This window comes from Micromonospora sp. RV43 (genome assembly GCF_001029515.1).
Taxonomy (GTDB): Bacteria; Actinomycetota; Actinomycetes; order Mycobacteriales; family Micromonosporaceae; genus Micromonospora; species Micromonospora aurantiaca.
Map to the genome: position 1 here is coordinate 23649 of NZ_LEKG01000059.1, position 14514 is coordinate 38162.

15 protein-coding genes are annotated in these 14514 nt (G+C 73.4%); 5 read left to right on the plus strand and 10 right to left on the minus strand.

Annotated elements, in window-relative coordinates:
• Positions 1 to 25: 25 nt before the first annotated feature.
• The 6 genes from ABD52_RS16360 to ABD52_RS16385 are packed head-to-tail and all read right to left on the minus strand — an operon-like array spanning position 26 to position 6280.
• A complete protein-coding gene (locus ABD52_RS16360; RefSeq protein ID WP_013284371.1) occupies positions 26 to 865 on the minus strand; it encodes a glycosyltransferase in 840 nt (279 codons plus the stop codon).
• Positions 865 to 1782 (minus strand): glycosyltransferase family 2 protein, encoded by a 918-nt coding sequence (locus ABD52_RS16365; protein WP_047892385.1) that lies wholly within the window; start codon positions 1780 to 1782, stop codon positions 865 to 867. Before ABD52_RS16365 ends, ABD52_RS16360 begins: the two co-directional genes overlap by 1 nt.
• Positions 1779 to 3113, minus strand: coding sequence for a hypothetical protein (locus ABD52_RS16370; RefSeq protein WP_047892386.1), 1335 nt, complete (start codon positions 3111 to 3113; stop codon positions 1779 to 1781). Before ABD52_RS16370 ends, ABD52_RS16365 begins: the two co-directional genes overlap by 4 nt.
• Positions 3100 to 4194: a glycosyltransferase family 4 protein gene (locus ABD52_RS16375; RefSeq protein WP_047892387.1), complete on the minus strand. Its 1095-nt coding sequence runs from the start codon at positions 4192 to 4194 to the stop codon at positions 3100 to 3102. The genes ABD52_RS16370 and ABD52_RS16375 overlap by 14 nt, the downstream gene beginning before the upstream one ends.
• Positions 4191 to 5042 (minus strand): glycosyltransferase, encoded by an 852-nt coding sequence (locus ABD52_RS16380; RefSeq protein WP_013284375.1) that lies wholly within the window; start codon positions 5040 to 5042, stop codon positions 4191 to 4193. Before ABD52_RS16380 ends, ABD52_RS16375 begins: the two co-directional genes overlap by 4 nt.
• 2 nt (positions 5043 to 5044) lie before the next feature.
• On the minus strand, positions 5045 to 6280 hold the full coding sequence (locus ABD52_RS16385) for a lipopolysaccharide biosynthesis protein (protein WP_013284376.1): 1236 nt from the start codon (positions 6278 to 6280) through the stop codon (positions 5045 to 5047).
• 134 nt (positions 6281 to 6414) lie between these two features.
• Between ABD52_RS16385 and ABD52_RS16390 the strand changes: the two genes are divergently transcribed.
• The gene (locus tag ABD52_RS16390) at positions 6415 to 7152 is read left to right on the plus strand and encodes a YveK family protein (protein ID WP_047892388.1); all 738 of its coding nucleotides are present in this window, start codon (positions 6415 to 6417) and stop codon (positions 7150 to 7152) included.
• Here the strand turns inward: ABD52_RS16390 and rfbC are convergent.
• Together rfbC and rfbA are read right to left on the minus strand one after the other, a co-directional pair.
• The gene (rfbC, locus tag ABD52_RS16395) at positions 7098 to 7706 is read right to left on the minus strand and encodes a dTDP-4-dehydrorhamnose 3,5-epimerase (RefSeq protein WP_047892389.1); all 609 of its coding nucleotides are present in this window, start codon (positions 7704 to 7706) and stop codon (positions 7098 to 7100) included. The two genes, ABD52_RS16390 and rfbC, sit on opposite strands and share 55 nt — an antisense overlap.
• Entirely contained in the window at positions 7703 to 8590 is an 888-nt protein-coding gene (gene rfbA, locus ABD52_RS16400; protein ID WP_013284379.1) for a glucose-1-phosphate thymidylyltransferase RfbA, read from the minus strand. The genes rfbC and rfbA overlap by 4 nt, the downstream gene beginning before the upstream one ends.
• Before the next feature lie 86 nt (positions 8591 to 8676).
• Between rfbA and rfbB the strand changes: the two genes are divergently transcribed.
• Both rfbB and rfbD read left to right on the plus strand, forming a co-directional pair.
• On the plus strand, positions 8677 to 9678 hold the full coding sequence (rfbB, locus tag ABD52_RS16405) for a dTDP-glucose 4,6-dehydratase (RefSeq protein WP_047892390.1): 1002 nt from the start codon (positions 8677 to 8679) through the stop codon (positions 9676 to 9678).
• A complete protein-coding gene (rfbD, locus tag ABD52_RS16410) occupies positions 9675 to 10541 on the plus strand; it encodes a dTDP-4-dehydrorhamnose reductase (RefSeq protein WP_047892391.1) in 867 nt (288 codons plus the stop codon). The genes rfbB and rfbD overlap by 4 nt, the downstream gene beginning before the upstream one ends.
• Here the strand turns inward: rfbD and ABD52_RS16415 are convergent.
• On the minus strand, positions 10538 to 11992 hold the full coding sequence (locus ABD52_RS16415) for a sugar transferase (RefSeq protein WP_036310515.1): 1455 nt from the start codon (positions 11990 to 11992) through the stop codon (positions 10538 to 10540). The two genes, rfbD and ABD52_RS16415, sit on opposite strands and share 4 nt — an antisense overlap.
• A 109-nt stretch (positions 11993 to 12101) precedes the next feature.
• Positions 12102 to 13169, minus strand: a complete 1068-nt coding sequence (locus ABD52_RS16420; RefSeq protein WP_013284383.1) for an LCP family protein — start codon at positions 13167 to 13169, stop codon at positions 12102 to 12104.
• Positions 13170 to 13334: 165 nt separating this feature from the next.
• Between ABD52_RS16420 and ABD52_RS16425 the strand changes: the two genes are divergently transcribed.
• Both ABD52_RS16425 and ABD52_RS16430 read left to right on the plus strand, forming a co-directional pair.
• Positions 13335 to 13634: a hypothetical protein gene (locus ABD52_RS16425; RefSeq protein ID WP_013474253.1), complete on the plus strand. Its 300-nt coding sequence runs from the start codon at positions 13335 to 13337 to the stop codon at positions 13632 to 13634.
• A 54-nt stretch (positions 13635 to 13688) separates the two neighbouring features.
• Positions 13689 to 14514, plus strand: an 826-nt coding sequence (locus tag ABD52_RS16430; RefSeq protein ID WP_047892392.1) for an expansin EXLX1 family cellulose-binding protein, incomplete at its 3' end; no start/stop codon positions are given.

Genomic DNA, 14514 nt, shown 5'->3' on the forward strand with positions numbered 1-14514 from the left:
TCAGCGGCCCCGCGACCGGCTTCGATCACTGGCCGGCGCGGTCCGGCGTGGACGGAGTGGCGGAGACCGCCGTGCCGACCAGCCCGGCGGCCCGGCGGTGCCGGCGTGCCGGTCGCGGCAGGCCGACCAGGAACTCCGGGAACATGCCGAAGAACGTCCGGGCGCTGCGCAGCTCCAGCGTGTGCGCCCGGGACCAGCGCACCGAGTTGGTCGCGCGCGCCCAGTGGTGGGTCCACCGCACGTCACCGAGCACCGCCACCGGCATCCCGTTCCGCCAGGCGCGCAGCCCCAGTTCGTGATCCTCGTAGTAGAGGAAGAACCGCTCGTTCCATCCGCCCAGCTCGGTGACGTCGGCGGTCCGGCCGGCCACCGCCGCGCCCATCACCCAGGCCACGTGGCGCGTCTCGCCGGGCGCGGCCACCAGCCGGTACGCGGCGTGCAGCCGGGACAGCGGCCACACCTTCCGGTTGCCGAGTTTCGCCGTCGCGTACGGGAAGCCGCGCCCGTTGGCCTGCGGTGTGCCGTCGGTGCCGAGCAGTTGCGGCGCGACCAGTCCGCCGTGCGTGTCCAGGTGCCGGGCCAGCACGTCCAGGTCGTCCGGGCGCACCTCCAGGTCCGGGTTGGCGAACAGCACGTACCGGCCGGTCGCCTCGCGCAACGCGACGTTGTTGGCGCGGGAGAAACCGACGTTCTCCGGCAGCCGGATCACCCGCGCGCCCAGCTCCTCGGCGACCGCCGCCGAGTCGTCGGCCGAGGCGTTGTCGACCACCAGCCACTCGTACGGCTTCGGACCGCGCCAGCAGCGGCGCAGCGTGTCCGCCGAGTGGTAGCTGACAGTCACCACTGTCCACGGCTGTGCCGTCATCACGCCCTCCGAGCGGTCAGGTAGCCGAGCAGGGACGCGAACCCGAACCGCGGCCCGGTCCAGCGGCGGCGGGCCGCCGGCCCCTCCACGAGCCCGCGTCCGATGCCGCGCAGGAACGGGCGCAGCAGGCCCTGCCGGATCCGCCGGGCGGCGAGCGCGAGGTGTGCGAGCGCCAGCACCGGCACCGCCACGAGCAGCAGCGGCCAGGTGAACGTGCGGGACGCGACCAGCAGCCGGTTGCGGGCCAGCAGGAACGCCCGGAACCCCTGCAACCGGTCGTCGCCGTCCACGCTGTGCCCGCCCGCGTGCGGCAGCACCACGTCCAGCCCGTGCGTGCGCAGCCCGGAGGCGTAGAGCCGGAACGCCAGGTCGGCGTCCTCGCCCCAGGCGAACAGGTGCTCGTCGAAGCCGCCGAAGCGCCGGTACAGCGCGGCCGGGAAGACCGCCGCGCCGCCGGACGGGCCGAGCGGGGCACGACTCGCCGTGGACCGTCTGTCGATGAACAGCGACACCGGGTTGAGGTCGATGCCCACGTACTCGCCGCCGTGCATGGCGAGGCCGACAGCGAGCGGGGCGTCCGGGTCGGCGGCGACGGCGGCGCAGACCCGGGCCAGCGCGTCGTCGGGCAGCCACACGTCCGGGTTCAGCAGGAGCAGGTGGCTCGTGGTGACCGTCGCCGCACCCCGGTTGCAGCCGGCCGCGAAACCCGGGTTGGTGGAGTCGGGCAGGTACGCGTACCGGTCGGCCGGCAGGTGCCCGGCGATCACCTCGGCGCACCCGTCGGAGGGCCAGTTGTCCGCGAAGACGAACCGGACCGGCAGGTCACCGGCGCTGCGGACCCAGGTCGGCAGCGTCTCGGCGAGCATGCCGGCGGACCGGTAGAGGACGGTGACCACTGTGAGCCCGTCGAACGTCATGCCGTGCTCCTGCCCAGCCGGTGCAGCACCCAGAGGCCGGGCACCAGGCTCAGCCAGGTCGGATAGATCAGCGGATACAGCTCGTAGACGCCGAACAGCGCGAAGTAGACGACGAACGCCCGCGCCAGTTGCCCGGCCGGCGCCCGGGAGAACTCGAACCACCGTTCGGTCGCGCCCACCGCCAGCCCCAGCGCGGCCAGGAAGAACACCGCGCCCAGTGGGCCGTAGTCGAGCAGCGGGATGGCCACGAACGTGGCCGTGTTCATCAGGTACGGCTGGCTGAGCTGGGACGTCAGGCCGTACAGGTCCGCCTTGCCGACGATCGGCTCGACGCGGGAGCCGAGGAACGTCAGCGAGTACGTGCCGTACCGGGGTTCCAGGTGCTCGCGCTGCGACCACACCCGTCCGAACGTCTCGGTGGACGAACTCAGCGACAGGTCGAGCGACCCGGCGCTGCTGGTCAGCGCGTTGCTGCCGTAGCGGGCCCGGAACTCGGTCTCGAACGCGCCGGTGCCGGCCATGGTGCGCTGCCCGCCGAGGAACACCGCCGCGCCGAGCGCCACCGCGCCGATCAGCAGCACCACAGGCGTCCGCGCGGCCAGGAACGACGCGGCCCGTCCCCGGGTACGCCGGACCGACAGCGCCGCGATCAGCGCGGGCGCGATGCCCACCAGCACCGAGTTCTTGCTCGCGCCGAGCGCGGCGCCGACGGTGAAGACAGCGGTGAGCGCGTAGTAGACAGGCAGCGCTCGGCCGCGCGCGGACAACGCACGCAGCAGCGACACGGCCATGCCGAGTGTCCACGCCTCGGACAGCAGTCCGATGATCAGGTTCGACTGCTCGCGCAGCACCTGCCGGGCGGCGTCCGGGTTGTCGGCGAGCAGCGGCGGCACAGTGCCCCGGAACCGGATCGCCGCGGTCACCACCGCGACGCCGAGCAGCACGAGCAGGTACGTCAGCAGGCACCGCTCGGACGGCCAGGACAGCGCCGGGCGGGACCGGTCGCCGTCCTCGTCCCGCCTGTCGATCAGCCGCCGGCCCACCGCCCAGGCCAGCAGGAAGACCGTGACGTAACCGGCGAGCACCGGCAGCACCCCGCGACCGGCCCAGGAGTCGTACGGGCCTGGTAACACCCGTACGGCCAGCAGCGCGGCGGTCCAGACGGCGGCGCAGGCGGCGAGCGCCCACATCCGCAGGCGCGCGGCGAACAGCGTGCCGACCGCCAGCGCGAGCGCGACGGCGAACCCGGCGTCGAGCGTGGCCAGCAGCAGGGCCGCGCCGAGCGCGAACGGGATCCCGACCGACCAGAGGCGTCGCTCAGCGGGTGCCACGGACGACCGTCCGGTACAGGTCGTGCCAGGTGTCCACGCATCCGTCGAACGAGTGCCGGTCGGCGTACTGCCGGGCCAGCTCGCGTCGCCGCTCGTCCCACGCGGCCGGGTCGGTGGCCGTCCGCACGGCGGCGGCCAGTGCCCGCGGCGTCAGGTCCGCCCGGTACGCGAGCACGCCGTCACCGGCGGCTGTCACCTCGGTCAGGCCGCCCGCGCCCGAGTGCACCACCGGCACACCCAGCGACATCGCCTCCAGCGCGCTGCGCCCGAACGCCTCCACCCGGGACGGCACCAGCAGGCAGTGCAGCCGTTGCAGGAACGGCGCGGCGTCGACCCGGCCGACCAGGTGCAGGTTCGGCCGCTCCTCGACGTCGACGGTGCCCGCGCCGGCGACCAGGAACTCCACGTCCGGCAGCGCGGCGGCGACGTCCCCGAGCAGGTCGGCGCCCTTCTCCCGTTCCAGCCGGCCGAGGAAGCCGACCCGCACCGGGCCGTCCGGTGCGAGACCACCGGTGTCGGTCACCTGCGGCCAGATGGCCGGCAGCGGGTTCGGGATCACCCGCACGTCGCGGATCCGCCCGCGTACCCGAAGCTCGTGGGCCTCGAAGCCGGAGACCGCGACCGTCGCGTGCGGCCGCAGCCGCCGGAACATCAGGTCGGTGCTGATGTTGGCCTGCACCGCGGCCTTCGCGCGCAGCGTCTCCGCCGTGTCGCGGTACTGCCAGAGGCTGTTGTGCAGCGTCACCACCAGAGGCGTGCGACGGCCCCGCACGCCCAGCCCGGCGCGGGCGTGCATCGCGGCGGAGAGCAGGTGCGCGCTCACCACGTCCGGCCGCAGCTCCTCGACGAGGGCGCGGATGCCGCGCGCGTACCCCAGGTCCACCCGCTTGGCCGCGCCCAGCGGACGCCACGGCACGCCCGCGTCCCGCAACGCCGCCGCCACCTCGTCCTCAGGGGTGGCGGCGACCACGTCGACGCCGCGGGCAGCGAGCGCGGGCAGCATCTCGATCAGGAAGCGCTCGGCGCCGCCGAGCTGCCGCCGCCCCGACCCGCCGGTGGTGCAGACGAACAGCACCCTCATCGGACGCCCATGCCTTCCAGGGCGCCGCGGGCGATCGCCCGCCGCGCCGCCCCGCCACCCACCGCCGCCCGGGCGAGCACCCCCAGCGTGTACGCGGAGCACGCCACAGTGCCCCGCCATCCGGCGAGTTCACGGCTGGCCCGGATGAACTCGCGGGTCTGCCGGCGGGAGATCTCCTCGGCCGCCCACCGGCGCTTCGCGCTCGCGTCGTCCTCGTGCGTGACCACGGCGTCCGGCAGGTACGCCAGGCGCAGCCCCAGACGGCGCACCGCCCAGCACAGCCGCAGGTCCTCGGAGTAGAAGAACGACGACTCGTCCACGCCGCCGATCCGGTCCAGCGTCTCCCGCCGGATCGCCACGAACGGCCCGGAGAGCCAGTCACCACGCTCCGGCGGGGCCACGATCCGCAGCCGCGGGAACACCAGGCTGAGCCCGGTGGCGTGCGCGACGCCGGTGCCCACTGTGAGGAAGCGGCCGGCGGCGGTCTGGTCATGGCCGGTCGCGTCCAGCACCTTCGGGAACGCCGCGCCCACGGCCGGGTCGTCCAGTTCGGCCACGAGCCGCTCGATCGCGCCGGGCCGCACCAGGATGTCGTTGTTGGACAGGACCACCCGGGACCGGGTGCTGTGCCGGACACCGAGGTTCATGCCCTTGGCGTAGCCGAGGTTCGTCTCCGAGCGCACGTACCGGGCACCGGTCTCGGCGCACATGGCCCGCAGCCTGTCGCTGATCTCGGCGGCGCTGCCGTTGTCCACCACGACGGCTTCCACACCCTCTGGGAGCGAGCGGACGCAGCCGTCGGTGCGCTCGAAGTCTTCCCAGGTCAACACGACGATTGAGACGTCCACCGCTAGGCCATCCGATTGACGAGGAGGTGCGTGGACCGCTGGAGTCGCTGCCGGGTGCGCAACGCGTAGACGCCGTAGGCGACAGACGACGCGACCGCGGCGCCGAGCGCGCCGGCCCACGGGATGAGCAGAACGTACAGCACCACCGACACCGACATGGTGACGAGGGCCACGGCGGTGGTGGCCTGCTCGCCCGCGCGCTTGAGCAGCGCCGCGCTCCACGTCTTGCCGGCCGACAGCGCCAGCGTCCCCGGTAGCAGGAGAAGGCCGAAGATCCAGGCGTCGTGGTAGTCGGGCGCCAGCACGCCGAGTACCGCCAGGCCGATCACGGCGAGCGCGGCGATCGGCAGCGCCGAGCGCACGACCTCGCGGCCGTGGTCGCCGATCGCGTCCGGGTCACGCTCGGCCAGGATCCGCTGCGCCCGTACCACCGCGCCGGACTGGGCGAACTCCAGCGCCGCCACCGCCAGCGCGAACACGCCGAGCGCGCCCGCGCCGGCGAACCGGGCCACCAGAACCTGACTGAGCCGGTACGTCAGCATCTGCGCGCACACCCCGACGTGCAGCCGGCCCACCGCGAGCAGGTCGGCGCGGTACTCCGTGCGCCCCGCCGTCGCCGCCGGCACCGGCCCGAACCGCCGCGCCCAGCCCAGCACCGCCACCCCGAGCACCGTGGCGGTGGCGACCTGCACGCCAAGCCAGAGCACGCTCCACAGGCCACCGTCGAGCCGGTGGCCCAGCCAGAGCAGCCCGTACCCGGCCACCAGCACCGCGCCGCCGAGTGCCCGCATGGTGTAGACGAACCAGAACCGCTTGAGGCGCAGGCCGAGCGACGCAGCCGCGTTGAACACGGTGAGCGCGCAGCCAGCACCGATGCCGACCGGGTGGCTGCCCAGCCCGGCCAGCGTGGTCAGCAGCGCCGCGGCCAGCGCGGTCAGGCCGAGCGAGACGGTGAGGATGCCGGCGATCCACAGACGACCGCGCGACATGATCCAGCCGGCCGGACGGGACAGCAGGAACGTGTCCACTGACAGGCCGCCGAGTGCCGCGCCCACTGTGGCGCTCACCATGTTCGCCGCGAGTTCACCGCGTTCCGCAGCCGGCAACGTGACCGACACCAGCGCGGCGAGCCCGGTCAGGCCCAGGGCGGCCAGATAGAGACGCTCGGGGGAGACGATCCGCCGGACCCGGCCTAACACCCGGCGCCCAGGCGCCGGCGCCGGCCGCGAGCCGGCCACGCGGAATCCACTCGTCTTCCCCCAAGATGCGCGGATGTGTGCGGGCCTGTTCTACCCGACATGAGCGCCGTAGCGCAACGGACCCGGCGGGCGGGTACGCCCGCAACGGCCCGCCGCCGGTAGGGTGACGCGTCGTGGACCTCGCCCACTTCCGCGACACGATCGGCAGGCGGTGGCCGATCGTGCTGGCGCTGACACTGCTGTGCGGCGCGTTCACCGGGGTCCTCGCCGAACGGCGGCCGCCGGTCTACCGGGCCGAGACCCAGATGGTCGTCACGTTCGCCGTCGAGAAGTCGGCCGCGCCCCAGCCCCGCCCGCCGGCCGACGAGGCGGGCCGGTTGATGCAGCGGCGGGTCAAGACGTACGCCACCATGATGAACACGCCCCGGCTGACCCGCCCGGTGATCGACTCGCTCGGACTGCCGTACACCACCGACGACCTGGCCGGGCGCGTCGTCGCCTCGTCCACAGTGAACTCGCTGGCGATCGACGTGACGGTCACCGACCGGTCCGCCGGCACCGCCGCCGCGATCGCCGCCGCGCTCGCCGCCGAACTGCAACGGATCGCCGAACGCGACCTGCCGCCCGCCGGGCTCGGGCTCAAGGCCCACGTCGCAGTGGTCCGGGCCGCCGCGCCGCCGCCGCGTTCCGAGCCGGTGCGGTGGCAGTGGTACGCCCTCGGCGGTGCGCTCGGCGGCCTGGCGCTCGGGGTCGGCATCGCGTTGGTGCTCGGCTACCGCCGGGCCGGCACTCCGGTGAGCGCGGACGTGCGGGCGCTCTGGGCGACGACGGTGCGCCGTCCGGCCGGGGTGCCGGGTCAGACCGACGGCCGGGTCGCCGACGCTTCGGTGAAGGAGCGGCAGGCGTCGTAGCCGGGCAGCAGACCCGCGGCGCGCGCCTCGGCCAGGCGTGGCGCTGCCGCGTCCCGCTCGGACAGCAGCGGCGTCGCCGCCGGCCAGTCGATCCCGAGGTCCGGATCCAGCGGGTGCACCGTGTGCTCGGCCGCCGGGTTGTACGTGGCGGAGCAGAGGTAGCTGAGCGTCGCGTCGTCGGTGAGCGCGCAGAACCCGTGCCCCAGCCCTTCGGCCAGGTAGATGGCCCGCCGGTCGGTGTCGTCGAGGCGTACCGCCTCCCACCGGCCGTACGTCGGCGAGCCGGCCCGCACGTCCACCACCACGTCCAGCACCGCCCCGCGTACGCAGGTGACGTACTTGGCCTGGCCGGGCGGTACGTCGGCGAAGTGGATGCCGCGCACCACGCCCCGCGCCGAGACGGACAGGTTGGCCTGCGCCAGCCGCAGCGGACGGCCGACCGCCTCGGCGAGCCGGTCGAAGCGATACCACTCCAGGAACAGGCCCCGCGCGTCGCCGTGCCGGCGCGGGGTCACCTCCCAGGCGCCCTCGATGCTCAGCGGACGGATCTTCACGACGCGCTCCCCGAACCGGACCGCTCGGCCAGCAGGCCCAGCAGGTATTCACCGTAACCGCTGCGCGTCAGCGGATGGGCCAGCATCCGCAGCCGCTCGTCGTCGATCAGCCCGGACCGCCAGGCGACCTCCTCGACACAACCGATCTTCATGCCCTGGCGTTCCTCGATCACCCGGACGAACTCGGCGGCCTGCATCATCGACGTGAACGTGCCGGTGTCCAGCCAGGCGGTGCCCCGGTCGAGGACCGTCACCGTCAGTTCGCCCCACGCCCGGTACGTCTCGTTGATCGCGGTGATCTCCAGCTCGCCCCGGGCGCTCGGCGTCAGCTTGCGGGCGATGTCGACCACCCGGTTGTCGTAGAAGTAGAGGCCCGGCACCGCGTACCGGGACCGGGGACGGGCCGGCTTCTCCTCGATCGACAGCACCCGGCCGGCGTCGTCGAACTCGACCACGCCGTAGTCCTGCGGGTTGGCGACCGGGTACGCGAAGACCCGCCCACCGGCCGGTTCGCCGTGCTGCGCGAGCTGCCGTCCGAGCCCGACACCGTGGAAGATGTTGTCGCCGAGGATCAGCGCCACCGCCTCCTCGCCGACGAAGTCGGCGCCGAGCAGGAACGCCTGCGCGATGCCCTCCGGGCGGGGCTGCTCGGCGTACGTCAGGCGCAGCCCCCACTGGCTGCCGTCGCCGAGCAGCCGCTCGAACTGGGTGCGGTCCTCCGGTGTGGTCACCACCAGGATCTCCCGCACCCCGGCCATTACCAGAGTGGAGAGCGGGTAGTAGACCATCGGCTTGTCGAACACCGGCATCAGTTGCTTCGAGACGGCCCGGGTGATCGGCCAGAGCCGGGATCCGGTGCCACCGGCGAGAAGGATTCCGCGCACCCGCGGAGACTACCCGCGGCGCCGCCGCCCCCGTGGCCCGTCGACGTCCCGCCCGGGCTGCCGGTACGGCGTAGACTCCACCATCCGTGAGGATCCTCGTCACCGGCGGCGCCGGCTTCATCGGGTCGGAGTACGTGCGGATGCTGCTGGGCGTGCCCGGCGGCGATGCGGCCGGGGTGCCGGTCGAGGACCCGGCCGCGCTGACCGTGCTGGACAAGCTCACCTACTCCGGCAACCTGGCGAACCTGGCACCGGTACGCGACGACCCCCGGCTGCGCTTCGTCCGCGGCGACATCTGCGATCCGGCGCTGGTCGACGAGGTGGTGCCGGGCCACGACGTGATCGTCCACTTCGCCGCCGAGTCGCACGTGGACCGTTCGATCACCGGCGCGGCCCCGTTCGTCACCACGAACGTGCTCGGCACCCAGACGTTGCTGGACGCCGCGCTGCGGCACGGCATCAGCCGGTTCGTGCACGTCTCGACCGACGAGGTGTACGGCTCGATCGACTCCGGCTCGTGGACGGAGGACTGGCCGCTGGCGCCGAACTCGCCGTACTCGGCGTCGAAGGCCGGGTCGGACCTGCTGGCGTTGTCCTACCACCGCACCCACGGCCTGGACGTCGTGGTGACCCGCTGCTCCAACAACTACGGGCCGTACCAGTTCCCGGAGAAGGTCGTCCCGCTGTTCGTGACCAACCTGCTCGACGGCGGCACCGTCCCGCTCTACGGCGACGGCGGCAACGTCCGGGACTGGCTGCACGTGCACGACCACTGCCGGGGCGTGGCGATGGTGCAGGAGAAGGGTCGGGCCGGCGAGGTCTACCACATCGGCGGCGGCACCGAGCTGACCAACCGGCAGCTCACTGAGCGGCTCCTGGCGGCGTGCGGCGCGGGCTGGGACCGGGTCGTGCCGGTCACCGACCGCAAGGGCCACGACCGCCGCTACTCGCTGGACATCGGCAAGATCAGTAGCGAGCTCGGGTACGCCCCGAGCATCGACCTCGACCGGGGCCTGGCCGAGACGGTCCGCTGGTACCGGGACAACCGGGCCTGGTGGGAGCCGTTGAAGACGGCCGGCCCCGAATGACCCGGATCCTGGTCACCGGCGCGGGCGGGATGCTCGGGCGGGACCTGCTCGCCGTGCTGCGGACCCGGCCGGACCTGTCGGTCACCGCCGCCGGCCGCGCCGACCTCGACGTCACCGACGCGCACGCGGTCCGGGACGCGGTGGGCGGCCACGACGTGGTGCTCAACGCCGCCGCGTGGACCGACGTGGACGGAGCCGAGACCCGCGAGCGGGACGCCACAGCCGTGAACGGCGACGCGGTCGCCGCGCTGGCCCACGCCTGTGCCGGGTCCGGCGCGCGCCTCGTGCACGTCTCCACCGACTACGTGTTCGGCGGGGACGCCACCGAGCCGTACCCGGAGGACGCCCCGACCGGCCCGGTGAACGCGTACGGGCGCAGCAAGCTCGCCGGGGAGCGGGCGGTGGCCCGGCTGCTGCCGGAGACCGGGTACGTGGTGCGTACCGCCTGGCTCTACGCCACCCACGGGCACAACTTCGTCACCACGATGCTGCGGCTGGCAGCCGAACGCGACCGGCTCGACGTGGTGGACGACCAGCGCGGCCAGCCCACCTGGTCGTACCGGTTCGCGGAGCGTCTCGTGGCGCTCGCCGACGCGGCGCTCGCCGGCGACGCGGCACCCGGGACGTACCACGGCACCGCCGCCGGCGAGACCACCTGGTACGGCCTGGCCCGCGCCGTCTTCGCCCTGCGCGGTCTCGACCCGGACCGGGTCCGGCCGACGACGAGCGACCGCTTCCCGCGCCCGGCGCCGCGCCCCCGGTACGGCGTCCTGGCGCACGGCCGCTGGTCGGCGGCGAAGCTGCCGCCGCCGGGCCACTGGCGGGCGGACCTGGCGCAGGCGCTGGCCGGCGACCGCGGCTAGCGGCCGCCGCCCCGGAAGACCTCGGTGACGGTACGCAGCACGATCTTGATGTCGAGCCAGAGCGACCAGTTCTCGACGTAGTAGTTGTCGAACCGCGCCCGGTCCGAGATCGGCGTGTCCCCGCGCAGCCCACTGACCTGAGCCAGCCCGGTGAGCCCGACCGGTACGCGGTGCCGCATCGCGTACCTCGGGTATTCCATGGAGAACTTCTCCACGAAGTACGGCCGCTCCGGCCGGGGCCCCACCACGCTCATCTCGCCGCGCAGGATGTTCCACAGCTGCGGCAGCTCGTCCAGCGAGGTCCGCCGCATGAACCGCCCGATCGGGCCGACCCGCTCGTCGTGCGCGATCGACCAGGTGGTCTGCGACTCGAGCTCGTCGGCCGGGCGCATCGACCGGAACTTGATCACGTGGAACGGCTTGCCGTACCGGCCGATGCGCTCCTGACGGAAGAACACGCCCCGGCCGCCGTCGAGGAACGTGGCGACGACGCAGAGCAGCAGCAGCGGGCTCAGCACCAGCAGGGCGGTCACCGCGAACACCACGTCGGAGGCACGCTTGAGCCGCCACCGGGGACCGGTGAGCGTGGTGTCGCCGATCTTGACGATCGGGATGGCGCCGATGTGGTCCGGATAGCCGCCCTGCGACCGCGACCCCCACAGACGCGGCACCGCCCACAGGTCACAGCGCGAACTGGCCGGACGCAACAGCGACTCCATCAGGTCGGCCTCGGAGCAGTCCGGGTCCGCGATGACCAGGACCTCGCACTCCAGCATCTCGGCGAGCTTCTCCAGGTCGTCGATCGTGCCGATGAGCGGCAACGCGCCGATCCGCGGCCGCGACGGGGCGTCGACAGCGCCGACGAACCGCAGCCCGTACTGCGGGTAGCGCCGCAGCAGCCGGGCCAGCTCGCCGCCGATCGGCCCGCCGCCGATGACTATGGCGTTGTGCTCCACCCACCGGCGCTTGCGGGCCAGCAGGATGAGCCGGCTGTTCAGCGCCCGCCCGACGATCACCAGGCCGGCGGAGAGCGCGACGCCGCGCATGAACCCGCTGACGTACGGCACCGAGTCGTGCCGCAGCGCCGCGATGATCGCCCCCACCGCGCCGGAGGCCAGCAACCGGCCGCCGAGGCTCGGCAGTTCGTCCAGGATGCTGATGTGCCGGCGCGGCCGGTAGAGCCCGCCCGCGGCGAACAGGCCCACGGTGAGCGCGGCGTTGAACAACGTGCCACGCCAGTAGTTCTGGGTCAGCAGCAGCGGCGTGAGCAGCGCCGCGACGTCGATGGGCGCGGTCACCATCCAGGCCCGCAACCATCGGGTACGCGTCGACGCCCGCGACCCCGCGTACGGCAGCACCGTGGTCGTGTCCATGCCGCTGTCCATCGGCCTGTTCATGGCCACACCGGACGGCGGCGCAGACGGATGCTCGAACGCCGGCAGGCGTGGCATGGTCGATCCTCCCCCGTGACGCCGCCGGCCCGGATACAGAGACCGACGGCGATCGCAGGATACGAGCGACCCCGCCCCGCCGCCAGCACCGGCATGGCAGATCGACGTCCTACTTTCCGCTGATGGCGAGGATCTCGGGGACCGAGTCGCGGCGCACCGCGTCGAACAGCGTCTTCGAGCGCGCCGGATCGGGGAACACGACGCTCTCGCTGCCGACCCGGCCGGTGCCCTTGACCGGGCAGGTGAAGAACGTCAGGTTGCCGCCGCGCAGGCCCCGCATCTCCATCGCCAGATCCACCAGCGACAGTGACTTGTCGACGGCAACCGAGTCGGACGTGGCACGGACGAACGAGTTGAGCTTGGCCGGGTTGGTCATCACACCGCCCGAGGCGGCCTTGTCCAGGATTGCCTTGATCACCTGCTGCTGGTGCCGGATCCGCGCGAAGTCGCCGTCCGGGAAGGCGTGCCGCTCCCGCGCGTAGTCCAGCGCGGCGGCCCCGTCCATCGTCTGCCGGCCCTTCTCGAAGGTCCGCGTGCCGATCAGCGAGTACTTCGTGGTGAAGCCCTTCTCCACGTCGATCTCGACACCGCCGAGCGCGTCGATGATCTCCTTGAAGCCGGCGAAGTCGACCATCGCCACGTTGTCCACCCGTACGCCGCTGAACTTCTCCACCGTCTGCACCATCAGCGGCACACCGCCCCAGGCGTACGCGGCATTGATCTTCGCGTCGCGACCGCCGCGGCCCTCCTTCGACTTCGGGACGGCCGTCCAGGTGTCGCGGGGGATCGAGATGAGCTGGGCGCTCGACCGGTCCTTCGGCAGGTGGGCCAGGATGATCGTGTCGCTGCGCGAGCCGCCGGTGCTCTCCGGGTCGCGGGAGTCACTGCCCAGGATCATGATGTTCATGGCGCCCTTGGCCTCGACCTGCGGGCGCGACTCCTCCGGCACGCCCTCGAAGGCGTCGACCCGCTCGATCGACTTGTCGACCGAGCGGTAGTAGAGGCCGCCGGCCAGGGCGGTGCCGCCGCTCAGCAGCACCACCACCAGCAGCACGATCAGGGCGATCCGCCGGCCCCGGCGGCGCCGGGGCCGCTCCTCCTCCGCGGGCCCGCCCGGCTCCACATCGGAGCCCTGCGCGCGCGGGTCGGAATCGGTGAGCTGGTGGCGATCTGACATGCCGCGATGCTACTGAGTCACGTCGTACCGTGTGGACCCGCGCCCGGACGGTGACGCCCCGGCGGCGCGCGGCCACCGGAGCGAGGTGGCCGGTTCCGGGCCTTGCCGCCGGGTGGCCGCCGGATCGATGATGGCGAGGAATGCCACATCGACCGAGGAGTCGAGATGCAGGTTATCCACCAACCGCGGGTGGCGTGGGACGCCGCCCGGGTCATCGGCGGGGCGATCCACGACGAGCACCTGTTCGGCTGGCTGCGCGGCGAACTCGGCGCCCTGATGGGCCCCGCGGCGGCGGTGGCCCTGGACGAGACCCGTGACCGGGTCCGCTGGGCCGGCGACGCCCGGCTGCCGGTCGAGACCGGCGTCTGGCGGGTCCGCCTGGAGGACTCGCTGCGGCAGGACCCCGACCTCGCCGGCGGGCTGGCCGGTGTCGTCTCCACCGCCCGTACGCTGCGCCCGGTTTAGCTTTCGCTTAGCTCGCTTGTCCGGTGGCACGCCGGTCCGGCAGCATCGACCGGCGTGACCGACGGCACCGCACCCCACCCGCCGACAGCCGGCGACCCGCCCGGACCCGCCGCCCCGGACGGTCGTCGCCGCGCCGCCACGCGCCGTCGCCGCCTGGCCGCCGCCGGTCTGGTCACAGTCGCCGCCGCGGTCGCGGTGACCCTCGCGGTACGCGGAGGCGCCGCCCCCGCCTGCGCCGCCCCGCCCGTCGGCGGCGCGACGCACAGCGGCAAGGCCACCTTCTACGACTCCGAGGGCGCCGGCGGCAACTGCTCCCGGCCCGCCGCGCCCGCCGACCGGATGTACGTCGCGCTCGGCCCGAGCGAGTACGCCTCCGGCGCCTCCTGCGGCGGCTTCCTCGACGTCACCGGCCCACGCGGCACCGTCCGGGTGCTGGTGATGGACCAGTGCCCGGAGTGCGCGCCCGGTCACCTCGACCTCTCCGCCGAGGCGTTCGCCCGGATCGCCGACCCGGTGCAGGGGGTGGTGAAGGTCAGCTACCGCGCGGTGGTGAACCCGAGGCTGTCCGGCCCGCTCACCTTCCGCATGAAGGAGGGCTCGTCGCAGTGGTGGTTCGCCGTCCTGGTCGGTGACCACGGCAACCCGTTGCGCTCGGTCGAGGTGCGGCAGAACGGCTCGTGGCGGGCGGCGCAGCGCCAGGACTACAACTACTGGCTGATCGCGTCCGGGGCCGGTCCCGGCCCGTACGAGATCCGGGTCACCGACGTGTACGGCCACCGCGCGACAGCAACTGGTGTCCGGATGCTCCCCGGCCAGGTGCAGCGCAGCAAGACGCGCATGTACGGCGCCGATCCCGCCACCCCCAGACCCACCCCGAAGA

Bases quoted from the DNA above. Each gene is read 5' to 3' on its own strand.
- ABD52_RS16360 (WP_013284371.1), bottom strand. From the start codon at position 865: ATGACGGCACAGCCGTGGACAGTGGTGACTGTCAGCTACCACTCGGCG.
- ABD52_RS16365 (WP_047892385.1), bottom strand. From the start codon at position 1,782: ATGACGTTCGACGGGCTCACAGTGGTCACCGTCCTCTACCGGTCCGCC.
- ABD52_RS16375 (WP_047892387.1), bottom strand. From the start codon at position 4,194: ATGAGGGTGCTGTTCGTCTGCACCACCGGCGGGTCGGGGCGGCGGCAG.
- rfbD (WP_047892391.1), top strand. From the start codon at position 9,675: ATGACCCGGATCCTGGTCACCGGCGCGGGCGGGATGCTCGGGCGGGAC.
- ABD52_RS16415 (WP_036310515.1), bottom strand. From the start codon at position 11,992: ATGCCACGCCTGCCGGCGTTCGAGCATCCGTCTGCGCCGCCGTCCGGT.
- ABD52_RS16420 (WP_013284383.1), bottom strand. From the start codon at position 13,169: ATGTCAGATCGCCACCAGCTCACCGATTCCGACCCGCGCGCGCAGGGC.
- ABD52_RS16425 (WP_013474253.1), top strand. From the start codon at position 13,335: ATGCAGGTTATCCACCAACCGCGGGTGGCGTGGGACGCCGCCCGGGTC.